The organism is Cryobacterium sandaracinum, from assembly GCF_004403415.1.
Taxonomy (GTDB): Bacteria; Actinomycetota; Actinomycetes; order Actinomycetales; family Microbacteriaceae; genus Cryobacterium; species Cryobacterium sandaracinum.
Genome location: NZ_SOGO01000010.1, coordinates 1 through 19,864, shown reverse-complemented (window position 1 = coordinate 19,864; position 19,864 = coordinate 1). Strand labels below are relative to the sequence as shown.

The 19,864-nt window shown below is 67.8% G+C and carries 14 protein-coding genes, 1 tRNA gene and 1 other RNA gene; 4 read left to right on the top strand and 12 right to left on the bottom strand.

Annotated features, from left to right (window positions below; genetic code table 11):
• Nucleotides 1-104 precede the first annotated feature (104 nt).
• From E3T25_RS17300 to E3T25_RS03060, 3 genes are read right to left on the bottom strand one after another with little or no spacing between them, the layout of a single operon-like run.
• The gene (locus E3T25_RS17300) at nt 105-557 is read right to left on the bottom strand and encodes a DUF1801 domain-containing protein (protein ID WP_134342253.1); all 453 of its coding nucleotides are present in this window, start codon (nt 555-557) and stop codon (nt 105-107) included.
• Nucleotides 554-3,049 (bottom strand): EAL domain-containing protein, encoded by a 2,496-nt coding sequence (locus tag E3T25_RS03065; protein WP_134372084.1) that lies wholly within the window; start codon nt 3,047-3,049, stop codon nt 554-556. Before E3T25_RS03065 ends, E3T25_RS17300 begins: the two co-directional genes overlap by 4 nt.
• A 52-nt stretch (nt 3,050-3,101) precedes the next feature.
• A complete protein-coding gene (locus E3T25_RS03060; protein WP_241980587.1) occupies nt 3,102-4,145 on the bottom strand; it encodes an aspartate-semialdehyde dehydrogenase in 1,044 nt (347 codons plus the stop codon).
• Between the two features lie 110 nt (nt 4,146-4,255).
• Between E3T25_RS03060 and E3T25_RS03055 the strand changes: the two genes are divergently transcribed.
• The gene (locus tag E3T25_RS03055) at nt 4,256-4,531 is read left to right on the top strand and encodes a hypothetical protein (RefSeq protein ID WP_166785930.1); all 276 of its coding nucleotides are present in this window, start codon (nt 4,256-4,258) and stop codon (nt 4,529-4,531) included.
• A gap of 131 nt (nt 4,532-4,662) precedes the next feature.
• On the opposite strand, the gene E3T25_RS03050 is transcribed toward E3T25_RS03055, so the two are convergent.
• A complete protein-coding gene (locus E3T25_RS03050; RefSeq protein WP_134342256.1) occupies nt 4,663-6,000 on the bottom strand; it encodes an aspartate kinase in 1,338 nt (445 codons plus the stop codon).
• Between the two features lie 202 nt (nt 6,001-6,202).
• Between E3T25_RS03050 and E3T25_RS03045 the strand changes: the two genes are divergently transcribed.
• Together E3T25_RS03045 and E3T25_RS03040 are read left to right on the top strand one after the other, a co-directional pair.
• Nucleotides 6,203-6,829, top strand: coding sequence for a TetR/AcrR family transcriptional regulator (locus tag E3T25_RS03045; protein ID WP_134372080.1), 627 nt, complete (start codon nt 6,203-6,205; stop codon nt 6,827-6,829).
• Nucleotides 6,830-6,878: 49 nt separating this feature from the next.
• Entirely contained in the window at nt 6,879-7,856 is a 978-nt protein-coding gene (locus tag E3T25_RS03040) for a DUF5692 family protein (RefSeq protein WP_134372078.1), read from the top strand.
• Nucleotides 7,857-8,079: 223 nt separating this feature from the next.
• On the opposite strand, the gene recR is transcribed toward E3T25_RS03040, so the two are convergent.
• From recR to ffs, 7 genes are all read right to left on the bottom strand, one after another.
• Entirely contained in the window at nt 8,080-8,679 is a 600-nt protein-coding gene (gene recR, locus E3T25_RS03035) for a recombination mediator RecR (protein ID WP_104099829.1), read from the bottom strand.
• A gap of 3 nt (nt 8,680-8,682) precedes the next feature.
• The gene (locus E3T25_RS17785; RefSeq protein ID WP_134372076.1) at nt 8,683-11,550 is read right to left on the bottom strand and encodes a DNA polymerase III subunit gamma and tau; all 2,868 of its coding nucleotides are present in this window, start codon (nt 11,548-11,550) and stop codon (nt 8,683-8,685) included.
• A gap of 208 nt (nt 11,551-11,758) precedes the next feature.
• Nucleotides 11,759-12,169, bottom strand: a complete 411-nt coding sequence (locus tag E3T25_RS03025) for a YccF domain-containing protein (protein WP_134372074.1) — start codon at nt 12,167-12,169, stop codon at nt 11,759-11,761.
• Between the two features lie 352 nt (nt 12,170-12,521).
• Nucleotides 12,522-13,736 (bottom strand): acetate/propionate family kinase, encoded by a 1,215-nt coding sequence (locus E3T25_RS03020; RefSeq protein ID WP_134372072.1) that lies wholly within the window; start codon nt 13,734-13,736, stop codon nt 12,522-12,524.
• The gene (pta, locus tag E3T25_RS03015) at nt 13,733-15,988 is read right to left on the bottom strand and encodes a phosphate acetyltransferase (protein ID WP_134372070.1); all 2,256 of its coding nucleotides are present in this window, start codon (nt 15,986-15,988) and stop codon (nt 13,733-13,735) included. The genes E3T25_RS03020 and pta overlap by 4 nt, the downstream gene beginning before the upstream one ends.
• A gap of 3 nt (nt 15,989-15,991) precedes the next feature.
• A complete protein-coding gene (locus tag E3T25_RS03010; protein WP_134372068.1) occupies nt 15,992-18,460 on the bottom strand; it encodes a phosphoketolase family protein in 2,469 nt (822 codons plus the stop codon).
• Between the two features lie 158 nt (nt 18,461-18,618).
• Nucleotides 18,619-18,715, bottom strand: an RNA gene (gene ffs / locus E3T25_RS03005) — signal recognition particle sRNA small type.
• A gap of 229 nt (nt 18,716-18,944) precedes the next feature.
• Between ffs and E3T25_RS03000 the strand changes: the two genes are divergently transcribed.
• Nucleotides 18,945-19,032, top strand: a tRNA-Ser gene (locus tag E3T25_RS03000).
• 464 nt (nt 19,033-19,496) lie between these two features.
• Here the strand turns inward: E3T25_RS03000 and E3T25_RS02995 are convergent.
• The gene (locus E3T25_RS02995) at nt 19,497-19,739 is read right to left on the bottom strand and encodes a ferrous iron transport protein A (RefSeq protein WP_104169199.1); all 243 of its coding nucleotides are present in this window, start codon (nt 19,737-19,739) and stop codon (nt 19,497-19,499) included.
• Nucleotides 19,740-19,864: the final 125 nt, after the last annotated feature.

Sequence of the window (19,864 nt, the reverse complement as noted above, 5' to 3'; positions counted from 1 at the left end):
TCAGGTCACGGTTGGCTCGGCAACGAGCTCAAAAGCGACCCAATCGCGGCTCAAAACCGGTCCAGTCGCGACCGATAAGCGACTCAGTTGCCACCAAAAGCGGCTCAGCCGCGACTTTTCAGGAGCTCGTAGTTGGCGATGAAGTCGTCGACGGACACGCTCGCGACCTCGCGCACGATCAGGTCGAGATCGAGGTCGGCCAGCGTCTTGAACCGCACGCAGCTGTTGCCCATGTTCAGCGTGCGTCCGGTGGCGTCCCATTGGGAGCGGAACGCGGCATCCTTCTCGGGAAAGCTGCAGAGGCCCATCAGGTAGAGCGAGTTGTAGTGCTTCTGCGCGGCCAGGCTCACGTAGACGAGCGGCTGTTTGTCGTCGGTGTTCGCCAACAGTTCCAGCGGAACCGCCCAGCCGAGCATGCCGCCGTAGACGCCGAGCCGATACCCCGCGGGCATGGCATCGCGCACGACGTCGAGCACCGGGTAGATCACCGCCCGACGCTCGGGTTCGAGGTCGAAAACGATCGTCTCCACCTCGAACGGAACCGGTTCTGTGCTCATGAAACAAGCGTAATGCCGAGCCTCGGCACGACCGCACGGGCGCCGTACAACTCCAGCCGCGACAGGGTCTTCTCAAAGCTCTCCGGCACGCCGTAGTGGAACCCCTGCGCGCTACGGATGCCCAGCGCACTCAGGTGGTTCGCCATCGCATCGTTCTCCACACCCTCGACGATCATCGAGTACTCGAGGTTGTCACCGAAACCCTGCAGGGCGGTGAGCACCTCCCGCTGGCGGATGTCGTCGAGGTCGTCGACCAGGCTGCGGTCGATTTTGAGGATGTCCATGGGCATCCGTACCAGGGCGTCGACCGACGAATCCTGGGAACCGTAGTCGTCGAGCGCGATCATCATGCCGAGGTCGCGCAGGCGGTCGGCCTGGGCACGGATGGCCGGGGTGACCTTGGTCATCGACCGCTCGTTGAGTTCGAGGCAGAGCGAGATGCCGGGGTAGCGGTCCGCGAGCTCCTCGATGTAGTTGCCCACACGCTCGGGCAGGATCTGCCCGGCCTCGACGTTGATGGTCATGCACACCACGCGCGGCTCGATCAGCCGGAAGTCCGCCGCGGCGGCCATGGCCTTCACGGCCACCTGGCGGGTCATCGCGTCGAGCCGGCCGAGGCCCTTCGCCTTCTCGACGATCGACGGCGGCGATAGCGGGCCGAGGTCCGGGTCGGTGTAGCGCACGAGGGCTTCGAACGCCCAGATCTGCCCGGTGACGAGGCTGACGATGGGCTGGAAAGCCAGCTCGAGCAGGTCCTCGTCGATGGCGTGGGCGATGATGTCGTTCATCTGCGAGGAGCGGTGGCTCGAGATGTTGAGGCTGCTCTCCTTCGACGGGCCGCCACGCCGCCGGGACTTCTTGATCGCGAGCATCGACCGGTCGGCATCCTGGACCAGCTGGTTGACGTCGGTTTCGCGGTGCGCCGAGTAGGCCAGGCCCACGCTGATGATCGGGCTGTGGGTCGTCTGGCCGATGAGCATCGGCTCCCCGGAGACCACCAGGATGCGCTCGGCGATGGACTTCGCCTCGGCCAGCGACGCCAGGTGGGTGAGGATGATCACGAACTCGTCGCCGCCGACCCGGGCGACCACGTCATTCGGGCGCACCACGGCGCTCAGCCGACGCCCGAGCTCGCGCAGCACCTCGTCGCCGGTCTGGTGGCCGAACCGGTCGTTCAGGCGTTTGAACTCGTCGAGGTCGATGAATAGCACGGCCAGGGCCTCTGAGTAGTCCCGGTGGTCGTTGATGTTCGCCAGGGCCTCTTGGAACGCGCCGTAGTTGGGCAGGCTCGTGAGCGGATCGGTGTTGGCGCGCAGGGTGAGGCCGGCGATGTTGCGGCGGGCCCGCACGACCATCTCGGCGGTCGTGGCCAGGGCCTGGAGGGCGCGGCGGTCGTTGCCGGTGAAGGCGCCGTCCATGGCGTCGCGCCGGGCCACGATGTACTGGTCCGGCCCGATGGCGCCGGCCAGCGGCAGCAGCATGCTGATCTCGCCGGGCTGCGCGGGCTCGCTGCGCACGATGACGGATTCGGCACCGATTGCATCCGCCACCACCCGGCGCAGCAGGTCGGTGACGGCCGCCGGGGAGCCGGGCTCGGGCTCTGGGGTGGCGTCGGCGGCACTCGTGGCGGGGTAGGTGTTGGCGGTACCGCTCGTGATGCCGGTGCCTGTGGTGGCTGGGCTCGTTGGGGTGACCCACCCGGAGGGCCCGGTGGCCGGGTCGGCGGCAAGCGCGCTCGTGGCGGCGACCATGCCGGCCAGCCGGTGGCGCATGACCGCCATCACCGTGGAGACCTTGACCACGGAGGCGACGATCATCAGGGCGAACAGCACGATGACGGCATCGAGCGTGTTGGTGACCTCCACCAGAAACGGCAGCCCGACGACACTCCAGTGCGCGGCCGTCACCGTGACCACGACGGTTCCGACCAGCACCAGCAGAACCCGCAACGGCGACAGGGGTCGCCCGCCGCTGCGCCGACCAAGCGGGCTGGCGACGAAGCGCTGGCGCAGCACCTCGGTCGCGATGATGAAGAAGACATAGCCCACGGATGCCGCGGCCACGCCCACCAGAATCGGCAGTCCGCCCGCGCCGAACCAGGTGAACAGGCCGATGGCGGCGAGGGCGCCGGCACCCTGCAGGCCGGCGCTGTAGAGCGCGACCGATGCCCGCCCGGACTCGATCAGGATGGCCAGCAGAACGCCGAGCGCGATCAGCCCGGCCGAGACCGGCAGGGAGAGGGTGGGGGCCAGCGCCGGCAGCGCCAGAACGGGGAGGCTGATCATCGGGCTGCGGTGCGCCACGGCGCCCACGCGCACCCAGGTGAGCTCGAGGGCGGCCGCGCAGACCACACCGACCCCGGCGATCAGCCAGCTGTCTGAGGGTTCATCAAGGAGCAGCACGAACGACGTGGCGATGAGCGCGAGGCCGATGCCGGCGAACGCAAGGAAAGCCAGGCGTTTGACGCCCCTTGAGTTCCGATTCCCGCCCACGAAGTCTGACACTAGCGGAGTGAGCGCCCGGTTATACACCACCACGCTGAGGTCAGCGAACGAGCAGGTCCGCGGCGACGAGTTCCGCGATCTGCACGGCGTTGAGTGCCGCACCTTTACGAAGGTTGTCGCTGGTGATGAACAGGGCCAATCCACGCCCGTTCGGCACGCCGCGGTCCTGACGCACGCGGCCGACGAAGCTCGGGTCCTGGCCGGCCGCTTCGAGGGGTGTGGGGACATCCGTCACGACCACGCCGGGGGCGGTGGCGAGCAGTTCGAGGGCGCGGGCGACGGTCAACGGGTTGGCGAACTCGGCGTTGATCGAGAGGGCGTGGCCGGTGAAGACGGGCACGCGCACGCAGGTGCCGGAAACGAGCAGATCGGGCAGCTCGAGGATCTTGCGGCTCTCGTTGCGGAGTTTCTTCTCCTCGTCGGTCTCGAATTCGCCGTCGTCGACGATGGAACCGGCCAGCGGGATCACGTCGAACGCGATCGGGCGGGCGTAGACGATGGGTGCCGGCATGGGCACAGCGGACCCGTCGTGGACCAGCTGGAGCAGGTTGTCGCTCAGGGCGGCGGCCCGCACCTGGCTGGCGAGCTCGCGGGCGCCGGCCAGGCCGCTGCCGGAGACCGCCTGGTAGGTGCTGACGATGAGGCGTTCGAGGCCGGCCTCGTCGTGCAGCACCTTGAGCACGGGCATGGCCGCCATGGTGGTGCAGTTCGGGTTCGCGATGATGCCCTTGGTGGCGAGTTTGATGGCCTCGGGGTTGACCTCGCTGACGACAAGCGGCACGTCGGGGTCCATCCGCCACCCGGAGGAGTTGTCGATCACGGTGACGCCGGCCGCGGCGAACCGGGGAGCCTGAATTTTCGAGAGTGTCGCGCCGGCGGAGAAGATGGCCACGTCGAGTCCGCTGGGGTCGGCGGTGGCGGCGTCTTCGACGACGATCTTCTCGCCCTTGAAGTGCAGCACGGAGCCGGCGGACCGGGACGACGCGAAGAAACGGATGCCTCCGACCGGGAAGTCCCGTTCCTCGAGCAGGCTGCGCACGACGGCTCCGACCTGGCCGGTGGCCCCGACGACGCCGATCTGGATTCCTGTGGTGCTGGTTGCTGCGGTGCTGGTTGCTGCGGTGCTGGTTGCTGCGGTGCTGTTTGCTGCGGTGCTGTTTGCTGCGGTGCTGTTCACTGTGTTTCCTCCGCTGGATGCCGTGGCTGCTGGTGCTGGTGGTGCTGGTGGTCTCGCTCTCGCCCGTGCACTTGCTCGTGCACTTGCACTTGCACTTGCACTTGCACTTGCACTTGCACTTGCACTTGCACTTGCACTTGCACTTGCATCTGCATCTGCATCTGCATCTGCACTTGCATCTGCATCTGCATCTGCATCTGCATTTGCATCTGCATTTGTGGCTAACTCAGGAGATTCTCGCGACTTGGCCCGAATTCCAGCCGGATCGCGCCTGTGGCCTCTGGTTCTCCTGAGTTAGCCCCAGGGAAACCGGTTGAACGGGGTCGGGGTGGGGTGAGGCGGGGTGGGGTGAGTCGGGGTGAGGCGGGGTGGGACCGAGCCCGGCTGGCGTCCGGCCGAGCCCGGTTGGGCCGACGGATGCCGGCTAGCGGCCGGTGCCGCCGTGCACGACGGCGTCGTTGGTGGAGTCCAGGCCGAATGCGGTGTGCACGACCCGCAGCGCCTGGTTGATGGTGTCGGCGCGGGTGACCACGGAGATGCGGATCTCGCTGGTCGAGATCATTTCAATGTTGATCCCGGCCTCGAACAGCGCCTCGAACAGCTTCGCGGACACGCCCGTGTTGGTGCGCATGCCGGCGCCGACGAGCGCGAGCTTGCCGATCTGGTCGTCATACTGCAGACCGGCGAACCCGACGTTGGTCTGCTCGTTGCTCAGCGCGGTCAGCACCTGCTGGCCCTCCGATTTGGGCAGGGTGAAGGAAATGTCGGTCAGTCCCGTGGACGCGGCCGAGACGTTCTGCACGATCATGTCGACGTTCGCGTTGGTCTTCGCGACGATTTTGAAGATCTGCGCGGCTTTGCCCGGAATGTCGGGAACGCCGACGACCGTGACCTTGGCTTCGCTCAGGTCGGCGGCGACCCCGGCGATGATTGGCTCTTCCACTGTCTCTCCATTCGCGGATGCGTTATTGGGATGTGTGCGCTCGGTGGCCGACGAATTCGGGATCGCGACATGCGGGCTCGTGGTGTCGGGGTTGTAGACAATGGTTCCCACGTTGTTGTTGAACGAGGACCGCACATGCAGCGTCACACCGTGCCGACGCGCATATTCCACCGCCCGAATATAGAGGACCTTCGCACCAGCGGCGGCGAGCTCGAGCATTTCCTCGCTGGAGATGCGGTCGAGTTTGTGGGCCCGGGGAACGACGCGCGGGTCGGCGGTGAAGACGCCGTCGACATCCGTGTAGATCTCGCAGATATCGGCGCTGAGCGCGGCGGCCAGCGCGACGGCGGTCGTGTCAGAACCGCCGCGGCCGAGCGTGGTGATGTCCTTGGTGTCGCGATTGAAGCCCTGGAAACCGGCGACAATCGCCACGGCACCGTCGTCGAGGGCATCGCGGATGCGCCCGGGAGTCACGTCGACGATGCGGGCGGCGCCGTGTTGGGCATCCGTGATCATGCCGGCCTGACTGCCGGTGAAGGAGCGGGCGTCGTAGCCCATGCTCTTGATCGCCATGGCGAGCAGCGCCATCGAGATGCGCTCGCCCGCGGTGAGGAGCATGTCGAGCTCGCGCGGCGCGGGGATCGGGGTGACCTGGTGCGCAAGGTCGAGCAGCTCGTCGGTGGAGTCTCCCATCGCGGAGACGGCGACGACGACCTCGTTGCCCGCTTTGCGGGTGTCGACGATGCGTTTGGCCACGCGTTTGATGCTTTCGGCGTCGGCGACGGATGATCCGCCGAACTTCTGCACGATCAAGCTCACGTGGCACTCCAAGGGTTCGGGTACGCGGGCACAGGCAAGCTCCCATCATAAATGCTGTTGTATTCGGCAGCGGTCATGTGACGGTGTGCGGCACCCATTGACGCCCTGTCATTGACACTATGTCAATCGCGGTCGCAGGATCGGGGCAGAGGGTGGATCCCGCCCCGCCACGCGCTTTGACCCAGTTGCCGAGGAAGCTCCGATGCCCGACGAGTTCACGTCGAAAGCGCCGGTGCCGGTGCCGGTGCGCCAGAGCAAGCAGCCGGACGAGCGCCGGGACGACATTCTGCGCGCCACCCGGGAACTGGTCGCCGAGCGCGGCGTGGCCCGCGTGAAGATCACCGACATCGCCGCCCGGGTCGGCGTCACCCGCGGCCTGATCTACCACTACTTCCCGCACAAGGACGCGATCATCGACCTCATCTGCGAGGACCACATCGCGGAGTTCGTGACCGACCTCAACCTCTGGGACGCCGCCCGTATCCCCGGCGACATCGACCGCGCGCTGGTCGAGTGCGTCGCACTGTTCCGTCACCACCTGCATCGCACCGACCTCTTCCGCGAGGAACTCGGCCGCACCGAGTACGCCGGGCTCTACAACGAGTTCGTCGACCGGGCCGTCAAGGCCGTCGTCGACCGGCTGCAGGTCACGACCGTCGAGGCCTACGCGCGGCGGCACGAGATCCGGATCGACAACGTCTCCGAGGTGTTCTCTGTGCTGGTGTTCGGGCTGATCGGGCTCGTGCGTTCCACGCCCACCGTCTCGGACGATGTGCTCGTGGCGATTGTGCGCCAGACGCTCCACCTCGACCACAACGCGCCGGCCTAAGACTTTTCTCTAGCATCACTTTTTCACCCAGTCAAAGGAGTATTCGCATATGTTCCTATTCGATGCCATCCCGTGGTTGTCGACCCTGATGTGGGTCGCGGTCGTCGCGGGGCTGATGATCGCCAACGAGGTCGCACGGTCGAGCAAATGGGCGTCGCTGGCGCTGTTTATCGCACTGCCGGTGGCGCTGACGATCTTCGTGTGGCCCACCACCGCCGGCGCCGGGTCCAGCACGGGTACCTGGTTTCACTGGGTCAAGGTCTACTCGGCACTTGCCGGATGCCTGGGCTTCATGGCCATCCGTTTCATTCCGCGTCTGGCCAAGAACCGGTACGCGCTGATGTTCCCCGCGTTCATTCTGGCGCTCAACATCTTCGAGGCCGTGATTCGCGACTTCCAGGTCTACGGGCTGAACGGGATGGTCGACGGAGTGTTCATGGTGGGCGGGCCGTGGAACATCATGAACGGTATCGCCGGGCTGCTGAACCTGCTCACGATCTGCGGCTGGGCCGGGATCATCATCAGCCGCGGCCCCAAGAAGGACATGATCTGGCCGGACATGCTGTGGTTCTGGATCATCGCCTACGACCTCTGGAACTTCGCCTACGTCTACAACGCGGTCGGCGACCACTCGTTCTACGCCGGCGCGGCCCTGCTCGTGTCGTGCACGATCCCCGCCTTCTTCATCAAGCGCGGCGCCTGGCTGCAGCACCGCGCGCAGACCCTGGCGTTCTGGATGATGTTCACCATGGCCTTCCCGACCTTCGTGTCGAGCTCGCAGTTCGCAGTGAAGTCGTCGCACGACCCGGTCGCCCTGTTCTGGGTGAGCGCCGTGGCCCTCGCGGCCAACATCGCCGTTGTGGTCTTCCAGACCTACACGATCGTGAAGAGACGCCGCAACCCGCTCATCGACGAGCTGTTCACGCACCTACCCGCGTACCGCACGGTGCTCGAAGCGAACAAGCCGCTGGTGCCGGCGGCGGCTGCTCCAGCCGCGCACCCGCGGGCGACCGCCAGCGCGAAATAGAACGCCGTAACTGCGGAGAATTTCGCGACACGCGGCATCCGTCGCCCCGGCCCGTCTGTCGTCCGGGCGGGCGGGCGGTCCAGTCCGGCGAGGTCGGTGGCGGATGCTGTCCCCTGGCCACTCCTGACGGCAACTGTTGCCCGAGCGGACAACTGTTGCCGGCACACCGGGCACAGTTGTCCGCTCCGGTAACACTTGCGGCAGTGGGCAGGCGGCGGGGGGGCTAGTTCGTGACGGTACGGCGGCCCTCGAAGGCCCGCCCGAGAGTCACCTCGTCGGCGTACTCGAGGTCGCCGCCGACCGGCAGCCCTGACGCGAGCCGGGAGACCTTGATCTCGAGGGTGGTCAGCAGGCGCGACAGGTAGGTTGCGGTCGCCTCCCCCTCGAGGTTCGGGTCGGTGGCGATGATGACCTCCTGCACCGTGTTGTCGGCAAGGCGCTGCATCAGCTGACGGATGCGCAGGTCGTCCGGTCCGACGCCGTCGATGGGGCTGATCGCCCCGCCGAGCACGTGGTAGAGCCCCTTGAATTCGCGGGTGCGCTCGATCGCGACGACGTCCTTGGCCTCTTCCACCACGCAGATCATCGCGGGATTGCGGCGCGGGTCGCGGCAGATCATGCAGGTCTTCTGCTCGGACACGTTGCCGCAGATGTCGCAGAACTTCACCTTGTCGCGCACCTCGAGCAGCACGTTGGCGAGCCGGGTCACGTCGAACTGCTCGGTCTGCAAGATGTGGAACGCGATCCTCTGCGCGGACTTGGGCCCGATCCCGGGTAGCGTGCCGAGCTCGTCGATCAGTTCCTGAACAATGCCTTCGTACATGGTTTAGTCGCCTCTGGTTCGGGATGCCGGATCGTGCAGCTGTTCTTCGAGGAAGGTGGCGCCGAGGATTTCGCGCACCACCGACTCGCCGTAGCGCTGCTTCTCCGCAAAGGCGGGCCCGCGACGGGCAACGGATGCTTCGACGCCCGCCCGGTTCGGAGCCTGCACCTGGGTGCGCGCCGGGGTTCCGGGCTGGGCGCCGCTTGGGAAGCCGTTCTGGGCGCCGTTCTGAGACTGGGACTGGGACTGGACTCCCGGCTGAGACTGAGACTGGGACTGAGACTGGGACTGAGACTGGGCCTGGGCTCCCGGCTGAGACTGGGCTCCCGATTGGTGCTGGGCTCCCGCTGCGGACAATCCCGCACGCGCGGCGGGCGCCTGGTAGCGGCCGGGCTGGCCGCCGTTCGGGTGCAGGTCCGGCGGGAATTCCTCGTCGTAGGGCGGGGGCTCGTCGTCGTAGGGCGGCTGCGGCTCAGGGTCTCGCCCGGACGCGGGAAGCGTCGTGGGCGCCGGCGCGCTCGGCGTGGAACGCGGGGCGGTCTGCGGGGCGGATGCGTGCGCGGGGGCATCGGGGGTCGCAGCGGAGGCCGCAGACGCAGGAGCAGCGGTTTCAGCAGCCGGGGCTGACCCCGGGATGGCCACCGTGGCCCAGCCGGTGCCGGCATCCGAGGGACTCGGAATGGCAGCGGTCGCCCAGCCGGTCGCGGTCGCGGCGACCGCCGGGCTGGCAGTTGCGCGGCTGGTCACCGGCGACTCGGGCACTGTCGGGCTGGCCACTGCCGGGCTGGCCGCCGCCGGGCTGGCCGCCGCCGGGCTGGTCACCGTGGGGCTGGTCACCGTGGGGCCGGCAGCCGATGCCGCAGGCGCTTCTGGGGCGTCAACCTTGCCAACGCCGGCCGGGGCGGAACCGGCTGCAGCGTTCACGGCAGCAGCCGGATCGGGGTCGGCGGCAGCAGCCGGATCGGGGTCGGCGTCGGCGGGCGACGCCTCGTCGGTTGTTGCAGCAGCGGATTTGGGTGTCGTCCTGGAGCCGGTGTCGCCGCTTCCGGACCCGGCTGCGGCCGAGCCGCTGACGGTTGCGGCCCGCGCGACAGGGCTCGGCGCGGTGGAGTCCTGCACGCCGAAACCTGTCCCCGGGGAGACCGGGGCGACCGGTGCCGGAGCGGGGGCGGATGCGTTGGGGGTGGCTGGGACATCCGTTCTCGGGGAGTCGACCCGGGCGGTGAGCTGGGGCGTGAAGCCGAGCACCTCGTTGACGGCGCGCTTGAGATAGTCGCCGACGCCCTGCCCGGGGGCCGCCGACTGCTTGAGTCCGGCGACGTCGTTCTGGCTCGGGAAGGAGAGCACCAACAGGTCGCCGCCACGCAGTTCCATGGCGCGGGCCGTGTAGAGCACGAGCCAGGCGCTGATCTTGGCGGCCTTGACTGCCTCGAGGATCTGCGGCCAAGAGTCCTTTACCTGCTGCAGGGTGACGGGTCCGACAGGGCGGGGCGGGGCCGCGACTTGGGTCGCGGGCGCAGCGGCAGCAGGCGCGGCGGCAGCAGCAGCAGCAGCAGCAGCACCGCCGGAGACCGCGGGCCGGCCGGAGGCATGCGTCGCCGAGACCGCAGCCGCGCGCGGGGGCGAGCCGACCGGGCTGGTGGCTGGGGCATCCGTCGCCGGGCTGTCGCCGGGATCAGAACCAGACCCGGAACCAGAACCGGAACCGACCCCGATGCGGCGTTCGAGGCGTTCGACGCGGGCGAGCGCGCCGCGGGTGGAATCGTCGCTCGCAGGGATGAGCACGCGGGCAATCATGAGTTCGAGGTGCAGGCGGGGGCTGGTCGCGCCGGTCATCTCGGTGAGGGCGGCGTTGATCACGTCGGCGGTGCGGGAGAGCTCGGCGGGGCCGAACTTCGCGGCTTGCACGGCCATGCGGTCGAGTTCCTCCTGCGGCACGCCGCGCAGCACGGCGGCAGCGGCGGCGGCACTCGTGGCGCCCACGATGATGAGGTCGCGCAGGCGTTCGAGCAGGTCTTCGACGAAGCGGCGCGGGTCCTGGCCGGTCTGCACGACCCGGTCGACGGCGTCGAACGCGGCGGACGGGTCGCGGTCGGCGATCGCGTCGATGGACTCGTCGAGCAGCGACGCGTTCGTGTAGCCGAGCAGCGCCACGGCGCGGTCGTATTCGACGGAGTGCCCGTCGGATCCGGCCATCAGCTGATCGAGCAGCGACAAGGTGTCGCGCGGCGACCCGCCGCCGGCCCGCACCACGAGCGGCAGCACGCCCGGCGCGACGGTCATTTGCTCGGTGTCGCACATCTGCTGCACGTATTCGAGCATCGGCCCGGGCGGCACGAGCCGGAACGGGTAGTGATGCGTGCGCGAACGGATGGTGCCGATCACCTTTTCGGGCTCCGTTGTCGCAAAGATGAACTTGACGTGCTCGGGCGGCTCTTCGACGATCTTCAGCAGCGCGTTGAAGCCCTGCGGCGTGACCATGTGCGCCTCGTCCAGGATGAAGATCTTGTATCGGTCGCGGGCGGGAGCGAAGATTGCGCGCTCACGGATGTCCCGGGCATCGTCGACCCCGTTGTGGCTGGCCGCGTCGATCTCGACCACGTCGAGGGATCCGCCGCCGTCGCGGGACAGCTCCACACAGCTCGGGCAGACCCCGCATGGTGTGTCGGTGGGACCCTCGGCGCAGTTCAGGCAGCGCGCGAGAATACGGGCGGATGTCGTCTTGCCGCAACCTCGGGGCCCGCTGAACAGATAGGCGTGATTCACCCGGTTCGTGCGCAGGGCCGTCATCAGCGGATCGGTCACCTGAGACTGACCGATCATTTCGGCAAAAGTCTCGGGCCGGTAGCGGCGATACAGGGCGGTAACCACGAGGTCAATCGTAGCCGGAGCCACTGACTAGTGCTGTGTGGGGCGGGGCGTGTGTGGGGTGTGTGTGTGGGGTGTGTGTGGTGTGGGTGGGGTGTGTGGTGGGGCGGGTGGCATCCGTTTGTCAGGTGGGCAGGCTCAGGCGCGGCGGGGCTCAAGCGGGCGGGGCTCAGGCGCGGCGGCTCAGGCACGGCGGCTCAGGCACGGCGGCTCAGGCGCGGCGGGCGACGGCCTGGTCGAACGCGCCGGGGCGATTGCTCACGATTTGCTTGCCGAGGGGCGCGAGCGAAACCGGCACCATCTTGAAGTCGGCGATGCCGAGGGGGATTCCGATGATGGTGAGGCAGAGCGCGATTCCCGAGACGATGTGCGCCAGGGCCAGCCACCAGCCCGCGAGGATCACCCAGATCACGTTGCCGATGAACGAGAACGCTCCACTGGTGGGTTTGGCCACGACGGTGCGGCCGAACGGCCAGAGCGCGTAGGCGGCGATGCGGAACGACGCGATGCCCCACGGGATCGTAACGATCAGCACGCAGAGCAGAATGCCTGCGGCGAGGTAGCCCAGGAACAGCCAGAACCCGCTCAGCACGAGCCAGATCAAGTTCAGGAGTGTGCGCACGCGAAAATACTACCCGCGCAGGAGGCGGAGGTCGCGAGATCGGAATCGGGCGCGGCGAGCGCGGACATCCGTCGCCGGCCGCGTGTTGCCCTCCCGGCACCCGGCTCCCGGCTCGACTTTAAACTCGGAGAATTTCGCAACACGCCGCCGACGGCGCTGGGGTGACCCGTGTCGCCTAAAAACTTCGAAGTCACGTCACCCAGCACCCCGCACCTCGCACCCCGCATCCCGAGCGCCCCGAACCCCCACACGCCAATCGGCCGCCCCCGGAACCCGGGAACGGCCGATCAACAAAGGCATCAACAAAGGCATCAACGAGACACAGGAGCCGAAACCCCTATCAGCGAACCCCCTACACCGACGGATGCGTGCGCTTGATCGTCCCCAGCGTCTGCCGGGCGATCTCCAGCTCCTCGTTCGTCGGGATGACGAGCACGGTTACCCGGGAGTTGTCCGTGGAGATCACGCGCGGCGTGCGGGACTTGGCTTCGTTGCGCACGGGGTCGATTTCGATCCCCATGCCCTCGAGTCCGGCCAGGGCGCCCGCGCGCACGATCGGCGAGTTCTCACCGACGCCCGCGGTGAAGACGATGACGTCCACGGTTCCGAGTTGCGCGTAGTAGTTGCCGACATAGCCTTTGACGCGGTGGAAGTACACGTCGAGGGCAGCCTGGGCGACCGGGTCGCCCGCGACCGCGGCATCCTCCACGTCGCGCATATCGCCGTTGCCGGCCAGGGCCAGCATGCCGCCCCGGCGGTTGAGCAGGTCGTCGAGCTCGGCGGTGGTCATCCCGGCCCGGCGGCGCAGGTGGAAGATCACGGCCGGGTCGATGTCGCCCGAGCGGGTGCCCATCGCGAGCCCCTGCAGCGGGGTCATGCCCATGGAGGTGTCGATCGATTCGCCGCCGTCGACGGCACACACGGATGCCCCGTTTCCCAGGTGCAGCACGATCGTCTTGACCTCGGCCAGGGGCCGATCCAGGTAGGCCGCCGCGGCCTCCGAGACGAACTTGTGCGAGGTGCCGTGGAAGCCGTACTTGCGCACGCGGTACCGCGTCGCGATGTCCCTGTCGATCGCGTAGGTGTACGCGGCCGGCGGCAGCGTCTGGTGAAACGCGGTGTCGAACACGGCGACGTGAGGCACGTTCGGGAAGCTGGCGCGGGCGGCACGGATGCCCTGCACGTTGGCCGGGTTGTGCAGCGGAGCGATCTCGGAGAGGTCCTCGATGTTCAGCTCGACCAGGTGGGTGATCTCGGTCGGCTCGAAGAACCGGTTGCCGCCCTGCACCACGCGGTGGCCGACGGCGATCAGGTTCGTCTCGGACAGCTTCGGGCCGTGCTCGGCGAAGGCCTCGATCATCACGGCGAAGCCGGCGGTGTGGTCCATGATCGGCTGGTCGCGCTCGGTGCGGCCGCCCTTCGACGTTCCCGCGGTGTGCCGTGAGTGCCCGATCGGCTCGCCGATGCGCTCGACCAGGCCGCTGGCGAGCTCGGTTTCGGTGTCCATGTCGATCAGCTGGTACTTGAACGACGACGATCCGGAGTTGACGACCAGGATGGCGGTCATGCGGACACCGCCGCTGCGGCGGAAGATGCCGCACCAGAAGCCGAAGCTGCCGGGGTGCCGGACTCGGACGCTGCGAGCGTCGCGGCCTGGATCGCGGTGATGGCTACGGTGTTGACGATGTCCTGCACTAGTGCTCCTCGAGAAAGGTCATTGATGGGTTTGCGCAGGCCCTGGAGGACGGGGCCGATGGCCACTGCTCCGGCGCTCCGCTGCACGGCCTTGTACGTGTTGTTGCCCGTATTCAGGTCGGGGAAGATGAAGACGGTGGCGCGGCCGGCGACAGCCGAACCGGGCATCTTCGTGGCGGCGACGGCGGCATCCGCTGCCGCGTCGTACTGGATGGGACCCTCGATCAGAAGGTCGGGGCGACGCTCCCGCACGAGGGCGGTGGCGGCCCGCACCTTGTCCACGTCGGCACCCTGCCCGGACTCGCCGGTCGAGTAGCTCAGCATGGCGATGCGCGGCTCGATACCGAATTCGACGGCCGTCTCCGACGCCGAGATGGCGATGTCGGCGAGCTGCTCCGCGGTGGGGTCAGGGTTCACCGCGCAGTCGCCGTAGACGAGCACCTTGTCGGCCAGCGCCATCAGGAACACGCTGGACACGACCGAGACTCCCGGACGCGTCTTGATGATCTGCAGGCTCGGCCGGATGGTGTGCGCCGTGGTGTGCGTCGCCCCGGAGACCATGCCGTCCGCCAGCCCGAGCTGCACCATCATGGTGCCGAAGTAGGACACGTCGGTGACGAGTTCCATGGCCTGCTCGACCGTGACGCCCTTGTGGGCGCGCAGCTTCGCGTACGCCTCCGCGAACTTGCGCCGCAGCACGTCGTCGAAGGGGCTCAGAACCTGCGCCTTGGCGATGTCCAGGCCGAGGCCGATGGCACGCGAGCGCACCTCGAACTCCTCACCGAGAATCGTGATGTCGGCCACATCGCGGGCCAGCAGGGTCGCGGCGGCGCGCAGCACGCGGTCGTCGTCCCCTTCGGGCAGCACGATGCGCTTTTGGTTGGTGCGTGCGCGTTCGAGCAGCATGTACTCGAACATCAGCGGCGTCACCACGTCGGCACGGCTCACCTTGAGCCGGTCGAGCAGCACGGATGCCTCCACGTGGCCTTCGAAGAGCGCCAGCGCCGTGTCGCGCTTGCGTTGCGAGTCGGCGGCCATCCGTCCGGGCGTGTGTGTGATGCGCAGCGCGGCGTCATAGGAGTTCAGCTCGGTGCTGATGATCGGCACCGAGGCGTCGAGCCCCTCGACGAGCCGCCCGATCTCCTCGGGCAGGGCGAAGCCGCCGACCAGCACGATGCCGGCGATCGACGGGAACGTAGCGGACGAGTTCGCCATCAGAACGGCCAGCAGCACCTGCGGGCGGTCGCTGGGAACCACAACCACGGCGCCCTCGAACAGGCGCGGCAGCACGTTGACCATCGACATGGCCGCCACGACCACGCCGAGCGCCTCCCGGGACAGCAGCGCGGGGTCACCCTTGACGAGCGTGCCGTCGGTGGCCTTGAGGATGCTCTTCATGCTCGGGGCCACGAGGAACGGGTCTTCGGGCAGCGCCCAGACCGGCACCGCGTTGCGCCCGCTGCCGGGCTTCGTGTCGGCGTCGACGACGCTCCGCACGGCGTCGATGAGCTCATCGAGCCGAGTCGGATCGGCGCGGTTGACGATCACGCCAAGCAGTGAAACGTGCTCGTCGCGCAGTTCCGCCAGGGTCACGTCGGTCAACTGGCGGATGTCCTCGGCCGTGCGCGGGTCGCTCTGGCCGAGCTGCCGGTCACCCTGGCTGAGCGTGTCGCGCTGGCCGGGACCGACCCGCCCGCCGAGCACCAGCAGCACCGGCACCCCCAGGTTGGCGGCGATGCGCAGGTTGAAGGCGAGCTCGGTGGGACTGCCGACATCCGTGTAATCGGAGCCGATCACGACCACCGCGTCACACTGGGCCTCGACGGCCTTGAAGCGCTGCACGATGCGGCCGAGGGCCGCGTCGGGGTCGAGGTGCACCTCGTCGTAGGTGACGCCGACGCAGTCGTCGTAGGTCAGCGGGGGCTGCACGGTGAGCGCAGACGCACTCGACAGGTGCGAGAGCAGCAGCTTGAGCACGTAGTCGGGATGGTGCGCCGAGCGAGCCACGGGCCGGAACACACCGACGCGCTCCACCGAACGGAGCAGGGTGTCGAGCACGCCCAGGGCGATGGTGGATTTGCCGGTATTTCCCTCGGCAGAGGTGATGTAGATACTGTCAGCCACGGTTTATACGTTGTCTCCGCCGGTGGAGACACCGGCATTGTCGGGGGTCACGCCGACGCCATCGGCGTCCCAGACCCATTCGGTGACGTCGGGGATGTCTTCCCCGTGGTCGCGGGTGTAATTGCGGGCCCGAAGGCGGGCATCCTGCATCTCCTGGCGAAGCAGGGCGGCGCGGGCGCCGAGTCCGGGAACCCGGTCGATGACGTCCATCACCAGGTGGTACCGGTCGAGGTCGTTGAGCATGACCATGTCGAACGGCGTGGTGGTGGTGCCGTTCTCCTTGTAGCCGCGGGCGTGCAGGTTACCGTGCCCGGTGCGCTTGTAGGTCAGGCGATGGATCAGCCACGGATACCCGTGGTAGGCGAACACGATCGGCTTGTCTGCCGTGAAGATGGCGTCGAACTCGTTGTCGCTGAGGCCGTGCGGGTGGTCCGCCTCGGACTGCAGGCGCATCAGGTCAACGACGTTCACAACGCGCACCGATAGGTCGGGCAGCCATTCCCGCAGGATGGCGGCCGCGGCCAGCACCTCGAGGGTGGGCACCTCGCCGGCGGCGGCCAGCACGACGTCGGGTGAGGTGCCGAACGTCTCGGTTCCGGCCCAGTCGAAGATGCCCAGACCCCGCTTGCAGTGCGCGACGGCCTGGTCCATGGTGAGCCAGTTCGGCGCGGGCTGCTTGCCGGCGACGACCACGTTGACGTAGTCCACACTGCGCAGGCAGTGGCTGTAGGTGGCGAGCAGCGTGTTGGCGTCGAACGGCAGGTAGACGCGTACGACATCCGCACTCTTGTTGACGACGTGGTCGATGAACCCGGGGTCCTGATGCGAGAACCCGTTGTGATCCTGGCGCCAGACGTGCGAGCTGAGCAGGTAGTTCAGGCTCGAGATTGAGCGGCGCCACGGGATCTCGCGGGTGACCTTGAGCCACTTCGCGTGCTGGTTGAACATCGAGTCGACGATGTGAATGAAGGCCTCGTAGCAGTTGAACAGGCCGTGACGGCCGGTGAGCAGGTAGCCCTCCAGCCAGCCCTGGCACTGGTGTTCGCTGAGCATCTCCATCACGCGGCCGGCGCGGGCGAGGTTCGTGTCACCCTCGTGGAATTCCGCGTTCCACTGCTTGTCCGTGGCCGCGTAGACGGCCGGGGCGAGGCGGTTGGAGGCCGTCTCGTCGGGCCCGAAGATGCGGAAATTGTCGGGGTTGTCACGGATGACGTCGGCCAGCCAGGTGCCGAGAACCTTGGTCGCCTCATCGGTGGTGGCGCCCGGGGAAGGGACATCCACCGCGTACTCCCGGAAGTCGGGCAGCTTCAGCGCCCGGCGCAGCAGCCCACCGTTGGAGACCGGGTTCGCGCTCATCCGCAGGTCGCCCGCGGGGGCCAGCGCCGAGATCTCTGCGGCGGGGGCGCCGTTCGCGTCGAAGAGTTCGCCCGGCCGGTAGGAGGCCAGCCACTCTTCGAGCAGCCGGGTGTGAGCCTCGGTGTCGCGGGCGTTGCTCAGGGGCACCTGGTGCGAACGCCAGGAGTCGACGACCTGCACCCCGTCGATGACGGGCGGGCAGGTCCAGCCCTTGGGCGTGCGCAGGATGATCATCGGCCAGCGCGGACGCTCGGTGTCGCCGGCGAGGGCGCGCGCCTTGATCGCGGCGATCTCGTTGAGCACCTCGTCGAGGGTGAGCGCCATGCGCTGGTGAACGAGAAGGGGATCCTCGCCGTCGAAGCCGCCATCCACGATGTAGGGCTTGTGGCCGTAGCCGCGCATCAGGTCGAGGAGTTCCTCTTCCGGGATGCGGGCGAGCACGGTGGGGTTGGCGATCTTGTACCCGTTGAGGTGCAGGATCGGCAGCACGACGCCATCCTGAAGCGGATCGATGAACTTGTTCGAGTGCCAGCTGGTGGCCAGCGGGCCGGTCTCGGCCTCGCCGTCGCCGACGACCGCGGCGACCAGCAGGTCGGGGTTGTCGAACGCGGCGCCGTAGGCGTGGCTGAGCGCGTAACCGAGCTCGCCGCCCTCGTGGATCGAGCCGGGCGTCTCGGGCGAGGCGTGGCTGGGGATGCCGCCGGGGAACGAGAACTGGCGGAACAGGGCCTTGACGCCCTGCTCGCTCTGGTCGACGCCGGAGTAGATCTCGGAGTACGTGCCGTCGAGGTAGGCGTTGGCCACCATCCCGGGGCCGCCGTGGCCGGGGCCGGTGACGTAGAGGGTGCTGATCGACCGTTCCTGGATGGCGCGGTTCAGGTGGGCATAAAGAAAATTGAGCCCCGGAGTGGTTCCCCAATGGCCGAGCAGACGCGGCTTGATGTGGTCCCGCGTGAGCGGCTCACGCAAAAACGGGTTGTCGAGCAGGTAGATCTGCCCTACCGACAGATAGTTGGCGGCCCGCCACCAGGCATCGACGCTGGCGAGCGCTTCAGCGCTGAGCGGATGCGGTGACCGGTCTGGCCAGAGAAAGGGTTTACCGGATATTTCAGCCATGGTGCCTCCAGGCACTATCGGGGCGGGGGCGTTATCTGCGCCATTTCATCTTACGAGATGAGGCGAAATCGTTATCATTGCTAACGGCCTGCGGCTGTGGCGGGGCTGTGGCGGGGCTGTGGCGGGGCTGTGGCTGTTTTTCCGGCGCGTGCGGGCATGAAAAAGACTCCTCGCGCACCCACCAGAGCCCGGTTACCCTTGCTACGTTTCCGTCCTGGGGGAGTTGGCCGAGATGGCGCCACGCGAGGAGCCGACCCTTAGTTTAGACGCAAAGCCGGCGAGGCCGAAAACGGGCCGATTCCGAGTCGATTCCGAGTCTGCACCGGGTCTGCACCGGGTCTGCACCGGGTCTGCACCGGGTCTTGTACCAAGTCTGTACCAAGTCTGTACCGGGTCTGTACCGGGCGGCCGGGGCGAGTGTGCGCGGAGGCCGCCGGAAACAGGTAAGCTTCCCTAGGTCGTTCCTTGAGGGAACGTTCGGCCAGGAGAATTCGCCTAGTGGCCTATGGCGCACGCTTGGAAAGCGTGTTGGGTGAGAGCCCTCGGGGGTTCGAATCCCCCATTCTCCGCCAGATCGCGCTGCAGCACGCGGGCGGGCATTAGTCTCGACGAACTCTACAATCAACTCTCGGGGGTTCGAATCTTCCGCCCCCGCAGTGCTGCTTCCGTGCCCGGATGGGGCTAACTCAGGAGATCCAAGCCGCACGCAAACATCCACCGCCTGATTCCGGGGGCGGGAACCGCAACTGGCCGTGGTTCTCCTGAGTTAGCCACCGACCCGCGTGCATAGCTCCCGCACATTCTGCCGGATGTGGCCAATAGAGCCCTGAAACAGCCCCCCGCCGAGAATTGGCAGGAGTTATGCACGTAGCGAGGCTCCGACCGTGCCTGGCATGGGGCCAACTCAGGAGATCCGCGCGGACCGCTCCGCCGTGGCCGCAGACCAGTGCGGAGCAGACTGCGGCCGCCCAGGGATCTCCTGAGTTGGCCACGGAAGTGTCGGGGCAGGTCCGGCGGGCACCGGCGAGCCCGGGGGCTAGTCGGCGAGCGGATGCCGCGGCGCACGCGGCACGGGCGGCGGCGGCACCGGCTTCGCGGCCACGACATCGGCGAGCGCGAGGACGACCAGACCGCGTTTGGTCTCAACCATGCACCCTGTGTCGGAGACGGACCGCAAGTAACCCACGGCATCCGTGACCCCGCCTTCGATGCGGGTGCGCACCACGATTCGGGTTCCGAGGGTGGTGCTGGAGACGAATTGGGCGGCGGCGAGGCTCATCCGGCTGAGCCTACTCTTCGAGCCCGAGCCGAGCGCAGCCCGGCCGCGCGGCGCCCGGCCCAGCCGCACCCAGCCGCACCGCGCCGAACCCAGCCGCGCCGCGCCGCACCCAGCCCAACCCAACC

Coding starts and splice junctions, on each gene's coding strand:
- E3T25_RS17300 (WP_134342253.1), bottom strand. CDS start 557: ATGAGCACAGAACCGGTTCCGTTCGAGGTGGAGACGATCGTTTTCGAC.
- E3T25_RS03055 (WP_166785930.1), top strand. CDS start 4,256: ATGCCGTGGCTGCTGGTGCTGGTGGTGCTGGTGGTCTCGCTCTCGCCC.
- E3T25_RS02995 (WP_104169199.1), bottom strand. CDS start 19,739: ATGAGCCTCGCCGCCGCCCAATTCGTCTCCAGCACCACCCTCGGAACC.
- recR (WP_104099829.1), bottom strand. CDS start 8,679: ATGTACGAAGGCATTGTTCAGGAACTGATCGACGAGCTCGGCACGCTA.
- E3T25_RS03045 (WP_134372080.1), top strand. CDS start 6,203: ATGCCCGACGAGTTCACGTCGAAAGCGCCGGTGCCGGTGCCGGTGCGC.
- E3T25_RS03020 (WP_134372072.1), bottom strand. CDS start 13,736: ATGACCGCCATCCTGGTCGTCAACTCCGGATCGTCGTCGTTCAAGTAC.
- E3T25_RS03040 (WP_134372078.1), top strand. CDS start 6,879: ATGTTCCTATTCGATGCCATCCCGTGGTTGTCGACCCTGATGTGGGTC.
- E3T25_RS03010 (WP_134372068.1), bottom strand. CDS start 18,460: ATGGCTGAAATATCCGGTAAACCCTTTCTCTGGCCAGACCGGTCACCG.